Origin of the sequence: Aquaticitalea lipolytica, assembly GCF_014641635.1 — a bacterium.
GTDB lineage: Bacteria > Bacteroidota > Bacteroidia > Flavobacteriales > Flavobacteriaceae > Aquaticitalea > Aquaticitalea lipolytica.
In genome coordinates this window covers 1,203,830-1,218,816 of the sequence record NZ_BMIC01000001.1, presented here as the reverse complement: position 1 = coordinate 1,218,816, position 14,987 = coordinate 1,203,830, and the positions used below count along the sequence as shown (strand labels likewise).

The 14,987-nt window shown below is 30.2% G+C and carries 13 protein-coding genes; 6 read left to right on the top strand and 7 right to left on the bottom strand.

The window, feature by feature from the left end; translation table 11 throughout:
- Positions 1-114: 114 nt before the first annotated feature.
- Complete coding sequence (locus tag IEW41_RS05715; RefSeq protein WP_188605333.1) at positions 115-1,071, bottom strand: OmpA family protein; 957 nt, start codon at positions 1,069-1,071, stop codon at positions 115-117.
- A 29-nt stretch (positions 1,072-1,100) separates the two neighbouring features.
- The gene (locus IEW41_RS05710) at positions 1,101-1,862 is read right to left on the bottom strand and encodes an exodeoxyribonuclease III (RefSeq protein ID WP_188605332.1); all 762 of its coding nucleotides are present in this window, start codon (positions 1,860-1,862) and stop codon (positions 1,101-1,103) included.
- Between the two features lie 111 nt (positions 1,863-1,973).
- Here IEW41_RS05710 and IEW41_RS05705 point away from each other — a divergent pair, with 111 nt between their 5' ends.
- The 3 genes from IEW41_RS05705 to IEW41_RS05695 all read left to right on the top strand — a co-directional run bounded on the left by IEW41_RS05705 (position 1,974) and on the right by IEW41_RS05695 (position 6,897).
- Positions 1,974-5,384 carry a DUF8818 domain-containing protein gene (locus tag IEW41_RS05705; RefSeq protein WP_188605331.1) on the top strand — a complete coding sequence of 1,137 codons (3,411 nt, stop codon included), beginning with the start codon at positions 1,974-1,976 and terminating at the stop codon, positions 5,382-5,384.
- Between the two features lie 96 nt (positions 5,385-5,480).
- Positions 5,481-6,059 carry a hypothetical protein gene (locus IEW41_RS05700; protein WP_188605330.1) on the top strand — a complete coding sequence of 193 codons (579 nt, stop codon included), beginning with the start codon at positions 5,481-5,483 and terminating at the stop codon, positions 6,057-6,059.
- A 169-nt stretch (positions 6,060-6,228) separates the two neighbouring features.
- Entirely contained in the window at positions 6,229-6,897 is a 669-nt protein-coding gene (locus IEW41_RS05695) for a class I SAM-dependent methyltransferase (protein ID WP_188605329.1), read from the top strand.
- A gap of 58 nt (positions 6,898-6,955) precedes the next feature.
- Here the strand turns inward: IEW41_RS05695 and IEW41_RS05690 are convergent, their stop codons facing one another.
- A complete protein-coding gene (locus IEW41_RS05690) occupies positions 6,956-8,497 on the bottom strand; it encodes a glycine--tRNA ligase (RefSeq protein WP_188605328.1) in 1,542 nt (513 codons plus the stop codon).
- A 62-nt stretch (positions 8,498-8,559) separates the two neighbouring features.
- On the bottom strand, positions 8,560-9,444 hold the full coding sequence (locus IEW41_RS05685; RefSeq protein WP_188605327.1) for a DUF8428 domain-containing protein: 885 nt from the start codon (positions 9,442-9,444) through the stop codon (positions 8,560-8,562).
- A 111-nt stretch (positions 9,445-9,555) separates the two neighbouring features.
- On the opposite strand from IEW41_RS05685, the gene IEW41_RS05680 reads away from it, so the two are divergent.
- The gene (locus IEW41_RS05680) at positions 9,556-10,215 is read left to right on the top strand and encodes a ComF family protein (RefSeq protein ID WP_308419843.1); all 660 of its coding nucleotides are present in this window, start codon (positions 9,556-9,558) and stop codon (positions 10,213-10,215) included.
- A 100-nt stretch (positions 10,216-10,315) separates the two neighbouring features.
- Complete coding sequence (locus IEW41_RS05675; protein WP_188605325.1) at positions 10,316-11,920, top strand: Ig-like domain-containing domain; 1,605 nt, start codon at positions 10,316-10,318, stop codon at positions 11,918-11,920.
- On the opposite strand, the gene IEW41_RS05670 is transcribed toward IEW41_RS05675, so the two are convergent.
- Positions 11,907-12,689: an amidohydrolase gene (locus IEW41_RS05670; RefSeq protein ID WP_188605604.1), complete on the bottom strand. Its 783-nt coding sequence runs from the start codon at positions 12,687-12,689 to the stop codon at positions 11,907-11,909. The genes IEW41_RS05675 and IEW41_RS05670 overlap by 14 nt on opposite strands.
- Position 12,690: 1 nt before the next feature.
- Entirely contained in the window at positions 12,691-13,188 is a 498-nt protein-coding gene (locus IEW41_RS05665) for a hypothetical protein (protein WP_188605324.1), read from the bottom strand.
- A gap of 176 nt (positions 13,189-13,364) precedes the next feature.
- Here IEW41_RS05665 and IEW41_RS05660 point away from each other — a divergent pair, with 176 nt between their 5' ends.
- Positions 13,365-13,841, top strand: a complete 477-nt coding sequence (locus IEW41_RS05660) for a GNAT family N-acetyltransferase (protein ID WP_229660175.1) — start codon at positions 13,365-13,367, stop codon at positions 13,839-13,841.
- Here the strand turns inward: IEW41_RS05660 and IEW41_RS05655 are convergent.
- Positions 13,827-14,969, bottom strand: a complete 1,143-nt coding sequence (locus IEW41_RS05655; RefSeq protein ID WP_188605322.1) for a methionine aminotransferase — start codon at positions 14,967-14,969, stop codon at positions 13,827-13,829. The genes IEW41_RS05660 and IEW41_RS05655 overlap by 15 nt on opposite strands.
- Between the last annotated feature and the right edge of the window lie 18 nt (positions 14,970-14,987).

The window sequence follows — 14,987 nt, the reverse complement described above, 5'->3', positions numbered from 1 at the left end:
TTTCAAATTGTAGGAATGGACATTTCATGTATTTTTTAACAAGCACCAAAGATAAAAAAACCTTTCAGCGTTTGAGAACTGAAAGGTTTAAAACTATGTTAAGTTTATGCTTAACTAGTCATTTAATAGCTTTGAAATCTCATCTAACTTTGGTGTTAAAATCACTTCAATACGTCTATTTTTTGCTTTGCCTTCTGCAGTATCATTACTAGCAATTGGAGCAAATTCTCCACGTCCTGCTGCAGTTAAATTTTCTGGGTTAATAGATGCATTTTCTCTTAAAATTTCTACGATTGCTGTTGCTCTTTTTGTAGATAAATCCCAGTTACCTGATAATTGACCAGAACCTGTATAAGGAACATTATCTGTATGTCCTTCAATTAAAATTGCAATTTCAGGGTTTTCTGCTAAAACACTTCCTAATTGTTTTACAGCTTCTCTACCATTTGTTCCTACAGCCCAACTACCAGATTGGAATAATAGTTTGTTTTCCATAGACACATAAACTTTTCCATCACGTTGCTCTACAGTTAAACCTTTACCTTCAAAGTTAGTTAATGCTTTTGAAATTGCATTTTTTAACTTGGTCATTGCAGCATCTTTAGACGATATTATGCTTTCCAACTCTGCAATACGTTGCGAACGTAAATCCATATCTTTCTTTAGTTTTTCTAAACGTGCATTTTCGGCAGCAAGAGCTTGTTCTTTTGCTTCTAATTGTGCTAATAACTCTCTGTTCTTTTTTGCGTTTTCCGCAATTGCAGACGAGCTATTTTTTTCTAATGCCTCATAAGATTTTTGCAAATTATCAAGACTGGTTTTTGTTGCTTCATAATCTTGTTGCAGTTTATCGCGTTGTGCAAGAGTAGCATCATAATTTTTCTGAAGCTTTGCAAGTTCATTTTGAGCAGCTGTTAATGCTTTTGAAAGTTCAGTATTTTCATCAGAAATCTTTCTGTTTTCTTTTTTTAAATCGGCATACTTGTTTTCTAAATCGGTATATATCTTTTTAGAAACACAAGAAGTTGATAATACTAATGTTAATGCTATTAATGACAGTTTTTTAATCATGGTTAAATATATTTAAGTTGTTTGGGTTTTTAGTTTTCTATTTCTAGTAAAATTGGGCAATGGTCGCTATGCACTGCTTCCGACAAGATAACGCTGCGTTTAAGCTTTTCTTGCAATGGTTTACTTGCTAATGCATAATCTAATCGCCAGCCTTTATTATTGGCTCTAGAGTTTGCTCTGTAGCTCCACCAAGTGTACTCTTGTTTTTCTGGATGTAAATATCTAAATGAATCAATAAATCCGCTATCAATAAATTTTCCTAACCATTCACGTTCTTCAGGTAAAAAGCCTGAAACACCTTTCATTTTTGGGTTATGAATATCTATTTCTTCATGGCAAATATTATAATCACCACAAATAATCAGATTAGGAATTTCATGTTTTAGGGTATTAATATACTCTTGAAACATATCCATGTAATCAAACTTATGTTGAAGGCGATCGTCATTTGTTCCTGAAGGTAAATACAAGCTCATAACAGAGAAACCATCGAAGTCTACACGAAGATTTCTGCCTTCAAAATCCATAGATGCTATTCCTGTTCCAAACTCAACATGATTTGGTTCTGTTTTGCTTAAAATAGCTACACCACTATATCCTTTTTTTTGAGCACTAAACCAATAATGATACTTGTAACCAGCAGCTTCAAAAATATCTAGCTCTAACTGATCTTTCATCGCTTTAATTTCTTGCAAACAAATCACGTCTGGATTAGCACTTTTTAACCAGCCAATAAAATCTTTATTAAGAGCTGCTCTAATACCATTAACGTTATAGGAGATGATTTTCATGTTATATGTTTAGAATTTCAGCTAAAATAAATAATACTGTACTTTTATACGATATTTTTATAGTCATTTTAACTATAAAATATTTTTAAGCTTTACAAGTTTATATACTACATGAAAATTGCTATTGGTTTTATATGTTTATTAATGTCTTTTTGTGCTGTTGCACAAGAACAAGCATCTAATTATAAAACTAAAAAGGTTGCCGTTAGAGATACAATTTTGGTTGATTCTGTAAGTATAAACTCTAGCAAATTTGTTTTAAAGACAAAAAACAATGTTATTATAGATACTTCATTTTATAACATAGATTTTTCAAAAGCGATATTAACCTTTAAGAAGCCGATAGAAACCGACTCTGTAACCATCGAGTATTTAAAATACCCTGAATTTATTACACGTAAATATTTTCAGTTAGATGATAAAATTATTGTTGAGAATACTGATAATATGCAACGCTTATACAAGTTGTCTCAATCTACATTAACTAAAAATTTTACACCTTTTGATGGACTTACAACTTCTGGAAGTATATCGAGAGGCGTGACGATTGGAAATAATCAAAATTCGGTATTAAACAGTGAACTAGATTTACAAATTTCAGGAAAATTAAGTGATAAAGTGTCATTGCGTGCTTCAATTCAAGATGCCAATATTCCGTTACAAGAAAGTGGTTATTCACAACGATTAGATGAATTTGATCAGGTTTTTATTGAATTGTTTAGTGATTCTTGGAATGTAAGAGCAGGAGATATTGATCTTGAAAACAATACAAGCTATTTCGGTAGATTTAGCAAACGTGTACAAGGATTATTGGTTAATGTTAATCTAGACAAAGAGGAGTCTAAAACTAATTTGTTTGTAGCTGGAGCATTAGTAAGAGGACAGTTTACAACAAGTCAGTTTTTAGCACAAGAAGGTAACCAAGGACCTTATAAATTGCGTGGTCCAAATAATGAGTTGTTTGTACTTATAGTATCTGGTAGTGAAACTGTTTATGTTAATGGTTTACCAATAGTACGTGGAGAGAGTAATGATTATATTATCGATTATAATGCTGGTGAGATTATTTTTAACTCTACATTTCCTATTACTTCAGAAATGCGAATTACTGTCGATTATCAATTTAGTGAACGTAATTTTTCGAGATTTACAGCTTTTGGTGGAGGTAATTATGAAACAGAAAAATTAAAACTTGGTGTTTCTGTTTATTCAGAAGTAGATTCAAAAAATCAACCATTACAGCAAAATTTATCAGCTGAACAAATACAAATTTTATCAAATGCTGGAGATGACCAAGATTTAATGTTTGCTCCTTCAGGAACTCCAGAAACGTATAGTGAGAATAGAATTTTATATAAAAAAGAACTTATAAGTGGAGTTGAAGCATTTGTGTTTTCAAACAATCCTGATGATGAGTTATTTAGTGTAAAATTTAGATTAGTTGGTGATAATCAAGGCGATTATGTATTAATTAATAGTAACTCAATTAGTAAAATTTATGAATATGTAGAGCCAATTTCTGGTGTGCCTCAAGGAAATTATGCAGCAATAGTTCAGCTTATTGCTCCAACAAAATTACAGCTAGCTATTGTAAATGGTACATACAAGCCAACAGACAAAACTGATATTTATTTTGAAGCTGCAGGAAGTAAAAATGATTTGAATTTATTTTCAAATTTAGATGATAGTAATAATGATGGTTTTGCAGGAAAGTTAAGAGTAAAACACAATATTATAAAAACTGATAGTCTTTGGAATCTATCTGCAATTGTTGATGCTGATATGATTCAACAAAACTTTAAAACAGTACAACGTTTGTATTATGCAGAGTTTAATAGAGACTGGAATTTAGATCAACCGCTAGGAAATCAAAATCTACTAACAACAGGTTTTGAGCTTGTTCATCCTAAAAAAGGGTTTGCCTCATACAAATTTGAACATCTTAATTATTCTGAAAACTTTAATGGAAATAAGCATAATGTTTTTGCAAACCTTAACCTTAATAAACTTAATGTGTTTACAAACTCTAGTGTGTTAAATAATAAAGCAAGTAACACTACTTCAACTTTTTTAAGAACATTTAATAGAGTGACTTATAGTTTTAACAAGCAATGGATTGGTACAAAATTGGCTGCAGAAAATAATGAACAACGAAGCACAACCACAGATAGTTTAACGCCTTTAAGTCAAAAATTCAAATCGTATCAAGTGTTTTATGGCGTTGGAGATAGCACTAAAGTATTTGCTGAAGTAGGTTATAAGCATCGAATAAATGATAGTTTAAGATTTAATAAAGTGGTTAAAGTTAATAGCTCTAACACATATTATATTAAATCAAAAATCATTCAAAATACAGAAACAGATTTAGGAGTTTACATAAATTATAGAAACTTAAAATCGGTTGAAGCTAATATTGAAGATGAGCAATCACTAAACTCAAGATTAAATTACAATCAGCAATTATTTAAGCAAATTGTACAATGGAATACCATTTTTGAAACCAATGCTGGGAGTTTGCCACAACAAGATTTTACTTATGTGCGAGTAGAGCCAGGACAAGGCGCTTACACATGGATAGATTACAATAGCAACGGAATACAAGAACTAAATGAATTTGAGGTGGCTCAATTTCAAGATCAAGGAGAGTATATAAGAGTATTGTTGCCAAATCAGGTTTTTGTTAAAACGCATCAAAATAGGTTAAGCCAAACGCTCACATTTAATCCACAACAATGGTCGGCTTCTGATAGTAAATCGAAGCAATTCTGGTCTCATTTTTATAATCAGGCATCATATTTAATTGATAGAAAAATTAAAAGGGAAGGCAATTCTTTCGATTTAAACCCTTTTGCAAGCAGTGATGAAAATCAACTAGCACTAAATAAAAGTGTTAGAAACGTTTTATTTTTTAATAGAGGGAAACAACATTACACAACCTCTTATACTTTTTTAACCAATACAAGCAGAACATTATTGTCAATTGGTTTTCAGGAGAGCAAACTTAAAAGTCATCAACTTAATTTTAACCATAAATTTGCTACAAGTTGGTTGGTGAATTTGAAATCGAGTTTAGAAAAGAATGAGAGTTTGAGTGAAAATTTTGCATCCCGAAATTATATAATTGATGAAGTAAGATTCCAACCAAAGTTATCTTATTTGTTTAATGAAAATGCACGTTTTGATGTGTTTTACCAATATACATCTAAAGATAATACTGTTGGAAATATGGAAACACTGTTGCAGAATAATTATGGTGTTTCGTTTACATATAATAACGCTCAAAAAGTGGCTTTAACTGGCGAAATTAATTTTTTTGATAATACTTTTGATGGTAATGCAAATACACCAGTATCTTACCAAATGTTAGAAGGGTTACAACCAGGAAAAAACTTTACTTGGAGTTTATTAGCCCAAAAGAAACTAACAACTTTTTTAGATTTAAATCTTAATTATTTTGGAAGAAAAACAGAAACTTCCAAAACGATCCATACAGGAACAGTACAACTTAAAGCTTATTTTTAATTTAAGTTTTTTCTTACGCAACCTTTCAGGTATAATTGCATCTACAATTGGTATAATAGTTGTTACTAAAGCCTAATTAATAAAACTTAAACTTATATGAAAAAAATTCTTATCACAGTATTGTTATTTACATCATTTATATCAATAGCACAAGAGTCTGATGATGACCAAACCAAAAAGCATGAGATATCATCAAACCTCTTTGATTTAGTAGTAGCTGGTTCATTAAATGTAAACTATGAGCATTTATTTGCAAAAAACCAATCGCTCTTTTTAGGTGTTACTTTTTTTGATACTTATGGCTATTATGATGCTGGATACTTAAAAAGTAGTAATGCAGTTAGTTTAAAAGCAGCTTACATGATTTATTTTTCAAAGCAGAAAGATCATGAAGGGTTTTACTTTTATCCTCAACTTAAAGCTAGAACAGGAGAGGTAGTGTTAGATGATTATATCTATTTTGATTATGAGAATGATGTTTATATTGAAGAAGAATATAAATATGACGTTTCTGGGTTTTCAGCAGGTTTTGGTTTAGGACATAAATGGCTATTTAATAACAGGTTTACATTGTCGATAAATGGAGAAATAGCAAGAAATCTTGGGAATTTCGATACAGACTATTTAGATAATATTGAAGGCCGTTTTGGAGTAAACTTTGGGTATAGGTTTTAGTAGTTAAAATATTTTAAATAAAAAGCCCAATACTTAAAATTGGGCTTTTTTATTTAAGTATAAGAAATGTTGTAAATGTGTAATATATTCTTAAATTTATATTGATAGACTACAAAGTGTAATCATTAAAGAATATGATTATTATTAAAGCAAAGCCTGTTAATAAAGTATGAGTATTTTTAGCAGAGTTTTCAACAAGGTTAGGCAAGAAGGTTTTATAAAATTACTTCAAGGAGGCGTAACTTACCTTTATGATCTTTATTATGATTACAAATTTGGCTTAGACACTTATTCTTGGGTATCAAAAGACAAACTAGAGGTTGAAGATAGTATTAATGAACATGCAGTTAAATATCAGGCTACAAGAGCATTGTCATTAATACGCTTATTTAAAAAGTTAAAAATTCCCGACGACAAAGTTTTTATTGATATTGGTTCTGGTAAAGGTAGAGTACTTTTAATAGCAGCCGAATTTGGAATTAAAGAGGTTAGAGGTATTGAATTTTCTCCTGTTTTATGTGAAATAGCAAAAAAGAATATTTCTATTTATAAAGAAAAAACAAAGAGTAAGACGGCTTTTAAAATTATTAATTTTGACGCTGGAGAGTATGTATTTTTAGATGATGGTTATGTTTATTTTATGTATAATCCTTTTGATGAGTTTATTCTAAAAAAAGTTCTACAACATATATCTGAATCTTTAGTAAGAAACAAAAGAAAGATACTTATTATTTATGCATATCCTGTTAATAGGAAACTAATAGAAACACTTATGCCAATCCAAAATACTAAAAGTTATAAAATTTGGGGAGGAGAAATGGTTGTTTATGAGATATAAAAAAAACACTCAAGGATTTGTTTCAAGAGTGTTTTAGTATTTATTATTTTAAAAAGAATTACATCTTCATCAACCAAGTTTTTACATCAACTGCTTGCTTAATTATATGTCTTAAATCTTCAATTTTTACTCGTTCTTGCTCCATTGAATCTCTATGACGTATTGTTACTGTATTATCTTCTAAAGTGTCGTGATCTACAGTAATACAAAAAGGCGTTCCGTTTGCATCTTGCCTTCTATAACGTCTTCCTACAGCATCTTTTTCATCATAATCAACATTAAAATCCCATTTCAAATCATCAACAATTTGTTTTGCTATTTCTGGCAAACCATCTTTTTTTACTAAAGGTAAAATAGCGGCTTTTACTGGTGCTAAAACAGCAGGTAATTTTAAAACAGTTCGGGTAGTGTTATTGTCAAGCTCTTCTTCAACTAACGAGTTAGAAAAAACAGCTAAAAACATTCTGTCTAAACCAATTGATGTTTCTAAAACATAAGGTGTATAACTTGCATTGTCTTCATGGTCAAAATACTGAAGTTTTTTCCCTGAAAACTCTTCATGTTGCTTTAAATCGAAATCTGTACGTGAATGAATTCCTTCGAGTTCTTTAAACCCAAATGGAAACTTAAACTCTATATCTGTTGCTGCATCTGCATAATGAGCTAATTTTTCATGGTCATGAAAACGATAATTATCTGTTCCCATTCCTAATGACAAATGCCATTTCATTCTGGTTTCTTTCCAGTGCTCAAACCATTCTTTTTGTGTTCCAGGTTTAATAAAAAATTGCATTTCCATTTGTTCAAACTCACGCATTCTAAAGATGAACTGTCTTGCAACAATCTCATTTCTGAACGCTTTTCCTGTTTGAGCAATTCCGAAAGGAATTTTCATTCGCCCAGTTTTTTGAACGTTTAAGAAATTAACAAAAATACCTTGTGCTGTTTCAGGTCTTAAATATAAGTCCATTGCATTTTCTGCAGAAGCTCCTAGTTTGGTTCCAAACATAAGATTAAACTGCTTTACATCTGTCCAATTTTTACTTCCTGTTAAAGGATCTGCAATTTCTAATTCTTCAATTAGAGCTTTTACATCAGCTAAATCTTCTTTTTCAAGAGATTTTGCCATACGTGAAAGCGTTGTATTTATTTTTTCTTGATACTCAACAACTCTAGTGTTTGTTGCTAAATATTGTGCTTTATCAAACGAATCACCAAAACGTTTTGCAGCTTTATCTACTTCTTTGTCAATTTTTGCTTCAATTTTTGCACAATAATCTTCAATAAGTACATCTGCTCTGTAGCGTTTTTTTGAATCTTTATTATCAATTAATGGATCATTAAAAGCATCAACGTGTCCTGAAGCTTTCCATGTTGTTGGATGCATAAAAATAGCAGCATCTATACCTACTATGTTATCGTGCATTTGCACCATAGCTTTCCACCAGTAATCGCGAATATTTTTCTTTAATTCAGCACCATTTTGTGCGTAATCGTAAACTGCACTCAAGCCATCATATATTTCACTACTCTGAAATACATAACCATACTCTTTGGCATGAGATATTACTTTTTTAAATTGATCGTCTTGATTTGTCATGATGCAAAAATAAAAAACCGCTCCAATTAATAGAACGGTTTATTAAAATATATTTGTTTGAATTAGTCTAGTACAATTTGAGTATTTCCTAATTTTCTGTCTTTATAAAAAACAGATACGTAGTAAATGCCTTTTGTAAGTGGTTTGTCATCAATGTCGGCTTCAATATTTGTACAAATATCAACAACATCGTTATTGTAATATACATTGTTTTTTGAGCTATATATTAATGAAGACGTGCCAAATTCGATAGAGCCTTTATCTGCTACTACATTATTTTTAGGGTTAACTATTTGTATGTATAACTCTTTTTCTCCTTTGAGTGCTAATGCGTTTTCAGCTAAAGTAAAACACACTTGAATTGAAGTGGCTTTCGATGCCTTTTTTGTCTCGTACTGTTTTCCTGAAACGGTTTGATACGCTTTTGCTTTAAAAGAATTTGCTGTAAGTAAGGCTCCTTTTTCTAGGGCTTTATTTAAATCTTTATTTTCTTTTGCTAAGGAAGAGTTTTCTTCTTTTTGCTTTCTTAATTCATTAAAAGCTAGAAGTTTGTCTTTTTCAAGTTTCTTATTTATGTCATCTAACGAACTGATGGTTTCAAAAAGTTCTTTGTTTTTAGATTTTAATGTTATAAGCTGACTTTTGTATTTTGAAATTACCGAGAAATCACTTTTTAATAATCGAAGAGAATCTAAAGCCATTTTTGTTGACAGTTTAGCTTCTTTAAGTTTTAAGGATATATCATCATTAGTTGTAGATACTTCGTCATATCTCACTAACATTTGAGATAATTCACCTTCGACTAATTTTTTTTCTTGTTCTAAAAATAGCTGATGCGATTTAATTGATTCGTAATTTGTAAAACTAAAAACCGCCAAAACTGCAATGGCCACTATTAAAGAACCTATAATTAATCTGTAGTTAAATAGTTGAGGGTTAACTATCATTATTTAATTATTGAGGGAGGTTATGAATTATTTAATTAACTGGAGCGAAAATATATATTATGTTTGTGTTATCTCTTTTTTATCGATAAAATGATAATAAATTTGTTAAACTTGTTTTTTCCAAAGGTTTGCTTAGCATGTGAAGAGCATTTAGGTGATAATGAGCAATATGTTTGTACAGCATGTAGGCATGAATTTCCTATAACAGATTTTCATACTAAACCTGATAATGCTGTAACAAAAAGGTTATACGGACGAGTAAATTTCTGTAATGCCACTTCATTATTGTGGTTTCATAAAAAAGGGAAAGTACAACACATGATTCATAATCTAAAATATAAAGGTTATGATGAGGTTGGCTTGTTTTTAGGGCAATGGTTAGGTGCTGAGCTTAAAAACACTAATCTTTATAATGATATAGATGTAGTTATTCCTGTTCCGTTACATAAATCTCGCTTGCGTAAAAGAGGATACAACCAAGTTGATAAGTTTGGAAAAGAAATAGCAAAAGCGTTAAATACAGTTTATAATGATGATGTTTTAATTAAAACTAAAGCAACTACAACGCAAGTATTTAAAGACAGATTAAAAAGAGTTACAACCCATAACTCCGATTTTTCAATTGTAGAAAAGACCTCTCTAAAAGGCAAGCATATTTTATTAGTTGACGATATTATTACAACAGGAGCAACACTTGAGGCTTGTTCTAATGCTTTACTTGCTATAGACAATATTAAAATAAGCATTGCAACGATGGCAATTACAGAATAGTTTTAACAAAATGATATGAATTTAATAGTAATTTTAGCCTTATCGTTTTCGTTAGTATCCCAAATATGTTGTTAATTTGCTTTAAATTTTAAAACAGCGCATGCAAAAGTTTTTTTATAGATTTTTTACTTTCTTATCAGTTTTGGTCTTAGTAGTATCTTGTGCTAATAGAGGCACACCTTCAGGAGGTGAAAAAGACGAGATGCCACCAAAAATAACAAAGTCTACACCTGAAAATTTTACTACTAATTTTAAAGGCAATGAAATACGAATTTATTTTGATGAGTATATCAAAATAAAAGATATTCAAAAGCAGCTTATTATTTCGCCGCCAATGACTACTGAACCTGATATTACACCTTTAGGAACAGCTAGTAAATACATTAAAATTGTTTTAAAAGACACTTTACAACCAAATACAACATATGCTTTTAATTTTGGTACGAGTATAGTTGATAATAATGAAGAAAATCCATATCCATACTATAAATATGTATTTTCAACAGGCAATTATATAGACTCACTTTCTGTAAAAGGAAATATTTTAGATGCTGAAAGTATGACAGCAGATACGTTTGTGTCTGTTATGCTTTACGAAGTTGATTCTACTTATAACGATTCTGTTGTTTACAAAAAAAAGCCTAAATACATTACTAATACATTAGACAGCGTAACAACATTTAATATCGAAAACATTAAAGCAGGGAAATATAAATTGGTAGCGTTAAAAGATGAAAACAGAAATTTTACATATCAGCAAAAAGAAGATAAAATAGGTTTTTACGACAAGGTAATAACAGTGCCTTCAGATACTGTTTACTCTGTTAAATTATTTAAAGAAGAGTTAGATTTTAAAGCTGTTAAGCCCAAGCAAGCTGCTGGTCAAAAAATAGCTTTTGGTTTTGAAGGCGATTATAAAAATATGCAAATTGAATTGCTGGGTGATAGACCAGAAGGATTAGTAGAACGAATTACTAAAGATGTTAAATCTGATACTTTATATTATTGGTATAATAAAAGCCTGGAAAGAGATTCAACTTTATTTGTAGTAAGTAATAAAGAACATAGAGATACATTAAATTTTAAATTTAGAGATTTCAAAAAAGATTCTCTTACTATTAACGCAATTCAAAAAGGGAGTTTAAATTTTAATCAAAATTTTGAAATTGAAGGCTCAGTTCCTTTTACTTTTATTCGTGAAGATTTAATTAAAATTATTGATAAAGATTCTGTTCCTGTGCCTTTTACAACTCAGTTTGATGAGCTGCATAATAAATATACTTTTCAGTTCGAAAAGAAAGAGTCTCAAGTCTATAAAATTAAAATGCTACCAGAAGCATTAACCAGTTTTTTTGGAGAAGTAAATGATACACTAAATTATAATTTGCAAACCAAAGCGTATTCAGATTATGCTAATATTAGGGTTGTATTAAATAATGCAACATATCCTGTAATTGTTCAATTAACTGATGAAAAAGGAAATTTAAAATATGAACAGTTTGCCGATAAGCCAAAAGTATTCGATTTTAGATATATAAATACTGGAAATTATTATTTAAGAGTTGTTTTTGATGCTAATGGAAACCAAAAATGGGATACTGGTAATTATCTTAAAAAGATTCAACCAGAGCGTATTAGTTATGATTCAAAACTTATTGAAGCTTCAGCAAATTGGGATATAATTCAAGATTTTACTTTAGAGTAAACTCGTCTTTATCATTTAAAAAGTTAAGTTTATTTCTATAGTTTTCCAATTCAGTTTTATCTAGAGTTACAATACTTATAGCTTCTTTATCAAAAGGTGTTGTATCTAATCTATTACCTAATACATCATAAGCTGCTGAATGACCAGAATATTCATGATTATTAGCATCTAACCCAACTCGGTTTACTCCAATACAATAACTCATATTTTCAATTGCTCTTGCTTTTAAAAGTGCATCCCAAGCATTAACACGAGGTTTAGGCCAGTTGGCAACATATATTAAAACCTCATAATTTTCAGTATTTCTAGCCCAAACAGGAAAACGTAAATCATAACAAATTAAAGGGCAAATACTCCAACCTTTAAAGGCTACAATGAGCTTTTTTGTTCCAGCAGTATAGACTTTGTCTTCTCCTGCAAGAGTAAAAGTATGGCGCTTGTCATAACTATTAATCTCACCATTTGGATGCACAAATAACAAACGATTATAATAATTGTCATTCTCTTTTATTATCAAACTCCCAGTAATTGCAGCTTGTTTTTTTGATGCTATACTCTTCATCCATGAAACGGTTTCGCCTTGCATTGTTTCAGCAACACCCTTTGGATTCATGGTGAAGCCAGATGTAAACATTTCGGGAAGAACAATAATATCAACAGGTTGAGTAATACTATCAATTTTGTTTAAAAAATTCAGTCTGTTTTGAGATGGGTTTTCCCATACCAAAACAGACTGAATAAGTGCGATATTTAATTTATCTTGTTTCAGATTAAGATCGGTTTAATTTCTTTTTAGCTTTTTCTAAATCTTCTCTATAACCTTCAAGTTTTTTAAGCCATTTTTCTTCATCATTAGGAGATAATTTACCTCTGTTTTTTAGCTTTTCGTATTTCGCCTGATTTTGTTCTAGCTTTTTCGAAGCTTTTTCATAAGCATCTTGTGCTTTTTGCTTGCGTTTTAGTTCTTTTTCAGCCTTTTTTTGAGCCTTTTCTGCTTTTTTCTGAGCTTTTTCAGCTTTTTTCATTTCCTGTTCAGCTTTCTTTTGCTCTTTCTCTCTTTTTTTGGCTTCCTTTTCAGTCTTAGCTTTTTGGCCAGCAATACTTTTTATTTCTTGTAGCTTTTCAGCAGATAAAGTTGCGGTTACGTCTTTACCATCTTGATAAATAGTTTTTCCTTTTACTTCATATTTCACGCCTTCGTGTTCAACTTGTTGAGCATAAGAGTTTAGCCCAAACATTAAGAACAATAATAAAATCCAAAATTTCATAGTTTATACTTTAAAATGTTATTTAATAACTAAACACAAAACTATAAAAAAAGTCACTCTAAATTCTTTAATTTAGTATCTAGTTTAATAGTATAAATGTAATTGTTTTTCAATTAATTTTTATCAATATTGATATGAATTTAACGTTTAAGAAATGCACTTTGAGTGACTTAGATATGTTGACTAACATATCAAGACAAACGTTTATTGATGCTTTTGAAAAAGAGAATAATCCAGAAGATTTTAAAACATATATTGATATTGCTTTTAGCAAAGAACAAATCAAAACAGAAATTCTAAACTCTAATTCTCAATTTTATTTTGTGTACTCTAAAAGTGATTTAGTATGCTACTTTAAGATAAATGAAAATGAAGCACAAGCTGAACCTTTTGGTAAACATTCTTTAGAGCTTTCGCGTATTTATGTTTTAAAAGCGTTTCAAGGTCAAAATTTTGGAGCACATATAATAAATTGGATTATTGAATTGACTAAAAAAATGGGGAAAACTTGGCTATGGCTTGGTGTTTGGCAGCAGAACGTTAATGCTGTTAAGTTTTATGAACGTCATGGATTTACTAAATTTGACACGCATTCTTTTTATATAGGAAACGACAGACAAACCGATTGGTTAATGCGATTAGATGAGGTTTAATATGTTAGCAGCTTTTACTAATGTTTCATCAGTTTTAGCAAAGCAAAATCTCAAGACCTTGTTATCTATATTATTTTCATTAAAAACCGACATTGGTATCGAAGCAATTTTATTGTCGATGGTTAATCGCTTTGCAAAATCGACATCATGTTCGTTAGTAATTTCTGAATAATCTAAAACTTGAAAGTAAGTTCCTTTTGCTGGAGTAATTTTAAAACGAGAGTCTTTTATTAAACTTAAAAACAAATCTCTTTTCTGCTGATAAAACTCTGATAATCCTAAATAATGTTCTGGATTTTGTAAATAATCTGCTAATGCTTTTTGTGTTGGATGATTTACACAAAACACATTAAACTGATGTACTTTTTTAAATTCATCCATTAACTCTTTTGGCGCACAACAATAACCAACTTTCCAACCTGTATTATGAAATGTTTTTCCAAAAGAAGCAACTACAAAACTTCTCGATTTTAAATCTGGAAAAAAACATGCACTTTGATGCTTCTCATCATCAAAAATAATATGCTCATACACTTCATCACTTATTAAAATAATGTTAGTGCCTTTAAGTATTTCTTGAAGTTGAAGCATATCATTTTTTGTAAACACAGTGCCACTTGGGTTTTGTGGTGTATTGATGATAACCATTTTAGTATTGCTATTTATTTTTTGTTTTACTTCATGCCAATCTACTTTATAATTAGGAGCATTTAATTGAACAGAAATAGTTTTTCCACCATTAAGTTCAATAGCAGGTTCATAGCAATCGTAAGCAGGTCTAAAAATGATGACTTCATCATTTGGTCTTATAAATGCCGAAATGATAGTGTATATAGCTTGTGTAGCTCCTGCTGTAACAGTAATTTCTGTTTCTGGATGATAACTTGTTTGATATAAAAGATTAAATTTATTAGCAATAGCAATGCGTAAATCAATATTTCCAGCCATTGGAGCATACTGATTGTAATCAGAATTCATTGCTTGAGTTACTAAGTCCATTAATTTCTGGTCACTTTTAAAATTTGGGAATCCTTGCGACAAATTAAGTGCGTTGTGCTGATTAGCCAAAGTACTCATGACTGTAAAAATGGTTGTACCTACGTTAGGAAGTTTTGAGTTGTGTTGCATATTTTAAACAATTTGAAA

Excerpts from the sequence above, each read along its gene's own strand:
- IEW41_RS05715 (WP_188605333.1), bottom strand. The coding sequence starts at position 1,071 with ATGATTAAAAAACTGTCATTAATAGCATTAACATTAGTATTATCAACT.
- IEW41_RS05710 (WP_188605332.1), bottom strand. The coding sequence starts at position 1,862 with ATGAAAATCATCTCCTATAACGTTAATGGTATTAGAGCAGCTCTTAAT.
- IEW41_RS05705 (WP_188605331.1), top strand. The coding sequence starts at position 1,974 with ATGAAAATTGCTATTGGTTTTATATGTTTATTAATGTCTTTTTGTGCT.
- IEW41_RS05700 (WP_188605330.1), top strand. The coding sequence starts at position 5,481 with ATGAAAAAAATTCTTATCACAGTATTGTTATTTACATCATTTATATCA.
- IEW41_RS05695 (WP_188605329.1), top strand. The coding sequence starts at position 6,229 with ATGAGTATTTTTAGCAGAGTTTTCAACAAGGTTAGGCAAGAAGGTTTT.
- IEW41_RS05690 (WP_188605328.1), bottom strand. The coding sequence starts at position 8,497 with ATGACAAATCAAGACGATCAATTTAAAAAAGTAATATCTCATGCCAAA.
- IEW41_RS05685 (WP_188605327.1), bottom strand. The coding sequence starts at position 9,444 with ATGATAGTTAACCCTCAACTATTTAACTACAGATTAATTATAGGTTCT.
- IEW41_RS05675 (WP_188605325.1), top strand. The coding sequence starts at position 10,316 with ATGCAAAAGTTTTTTTATAGATTTTTTACTTTCTTATCAGTTTTGGTC.
- IEW41_RS05665 (WP_188605324.1), bottom strand. The coding sequence starts at position 13,188 with ATGAAATTTTGGATTTTATTATTGTTCTTAATGTTTGGGCTAAACTCT.
- IEW41_RS05660 (WP_229660175.1), top strand. The coding sequence starts at position 13,365 with ATGTTGACTAACATATCAAGACAAACGTTTATTGATGCTTTTGAAAAA.
- IEW41_RS05655 (WP_188605322.1), bottom strand. The coding sequence starts at position 14,969 with ATGCAACACAACTCAAAACTTCCTAACGTAGGTACAACCATTTTTACA.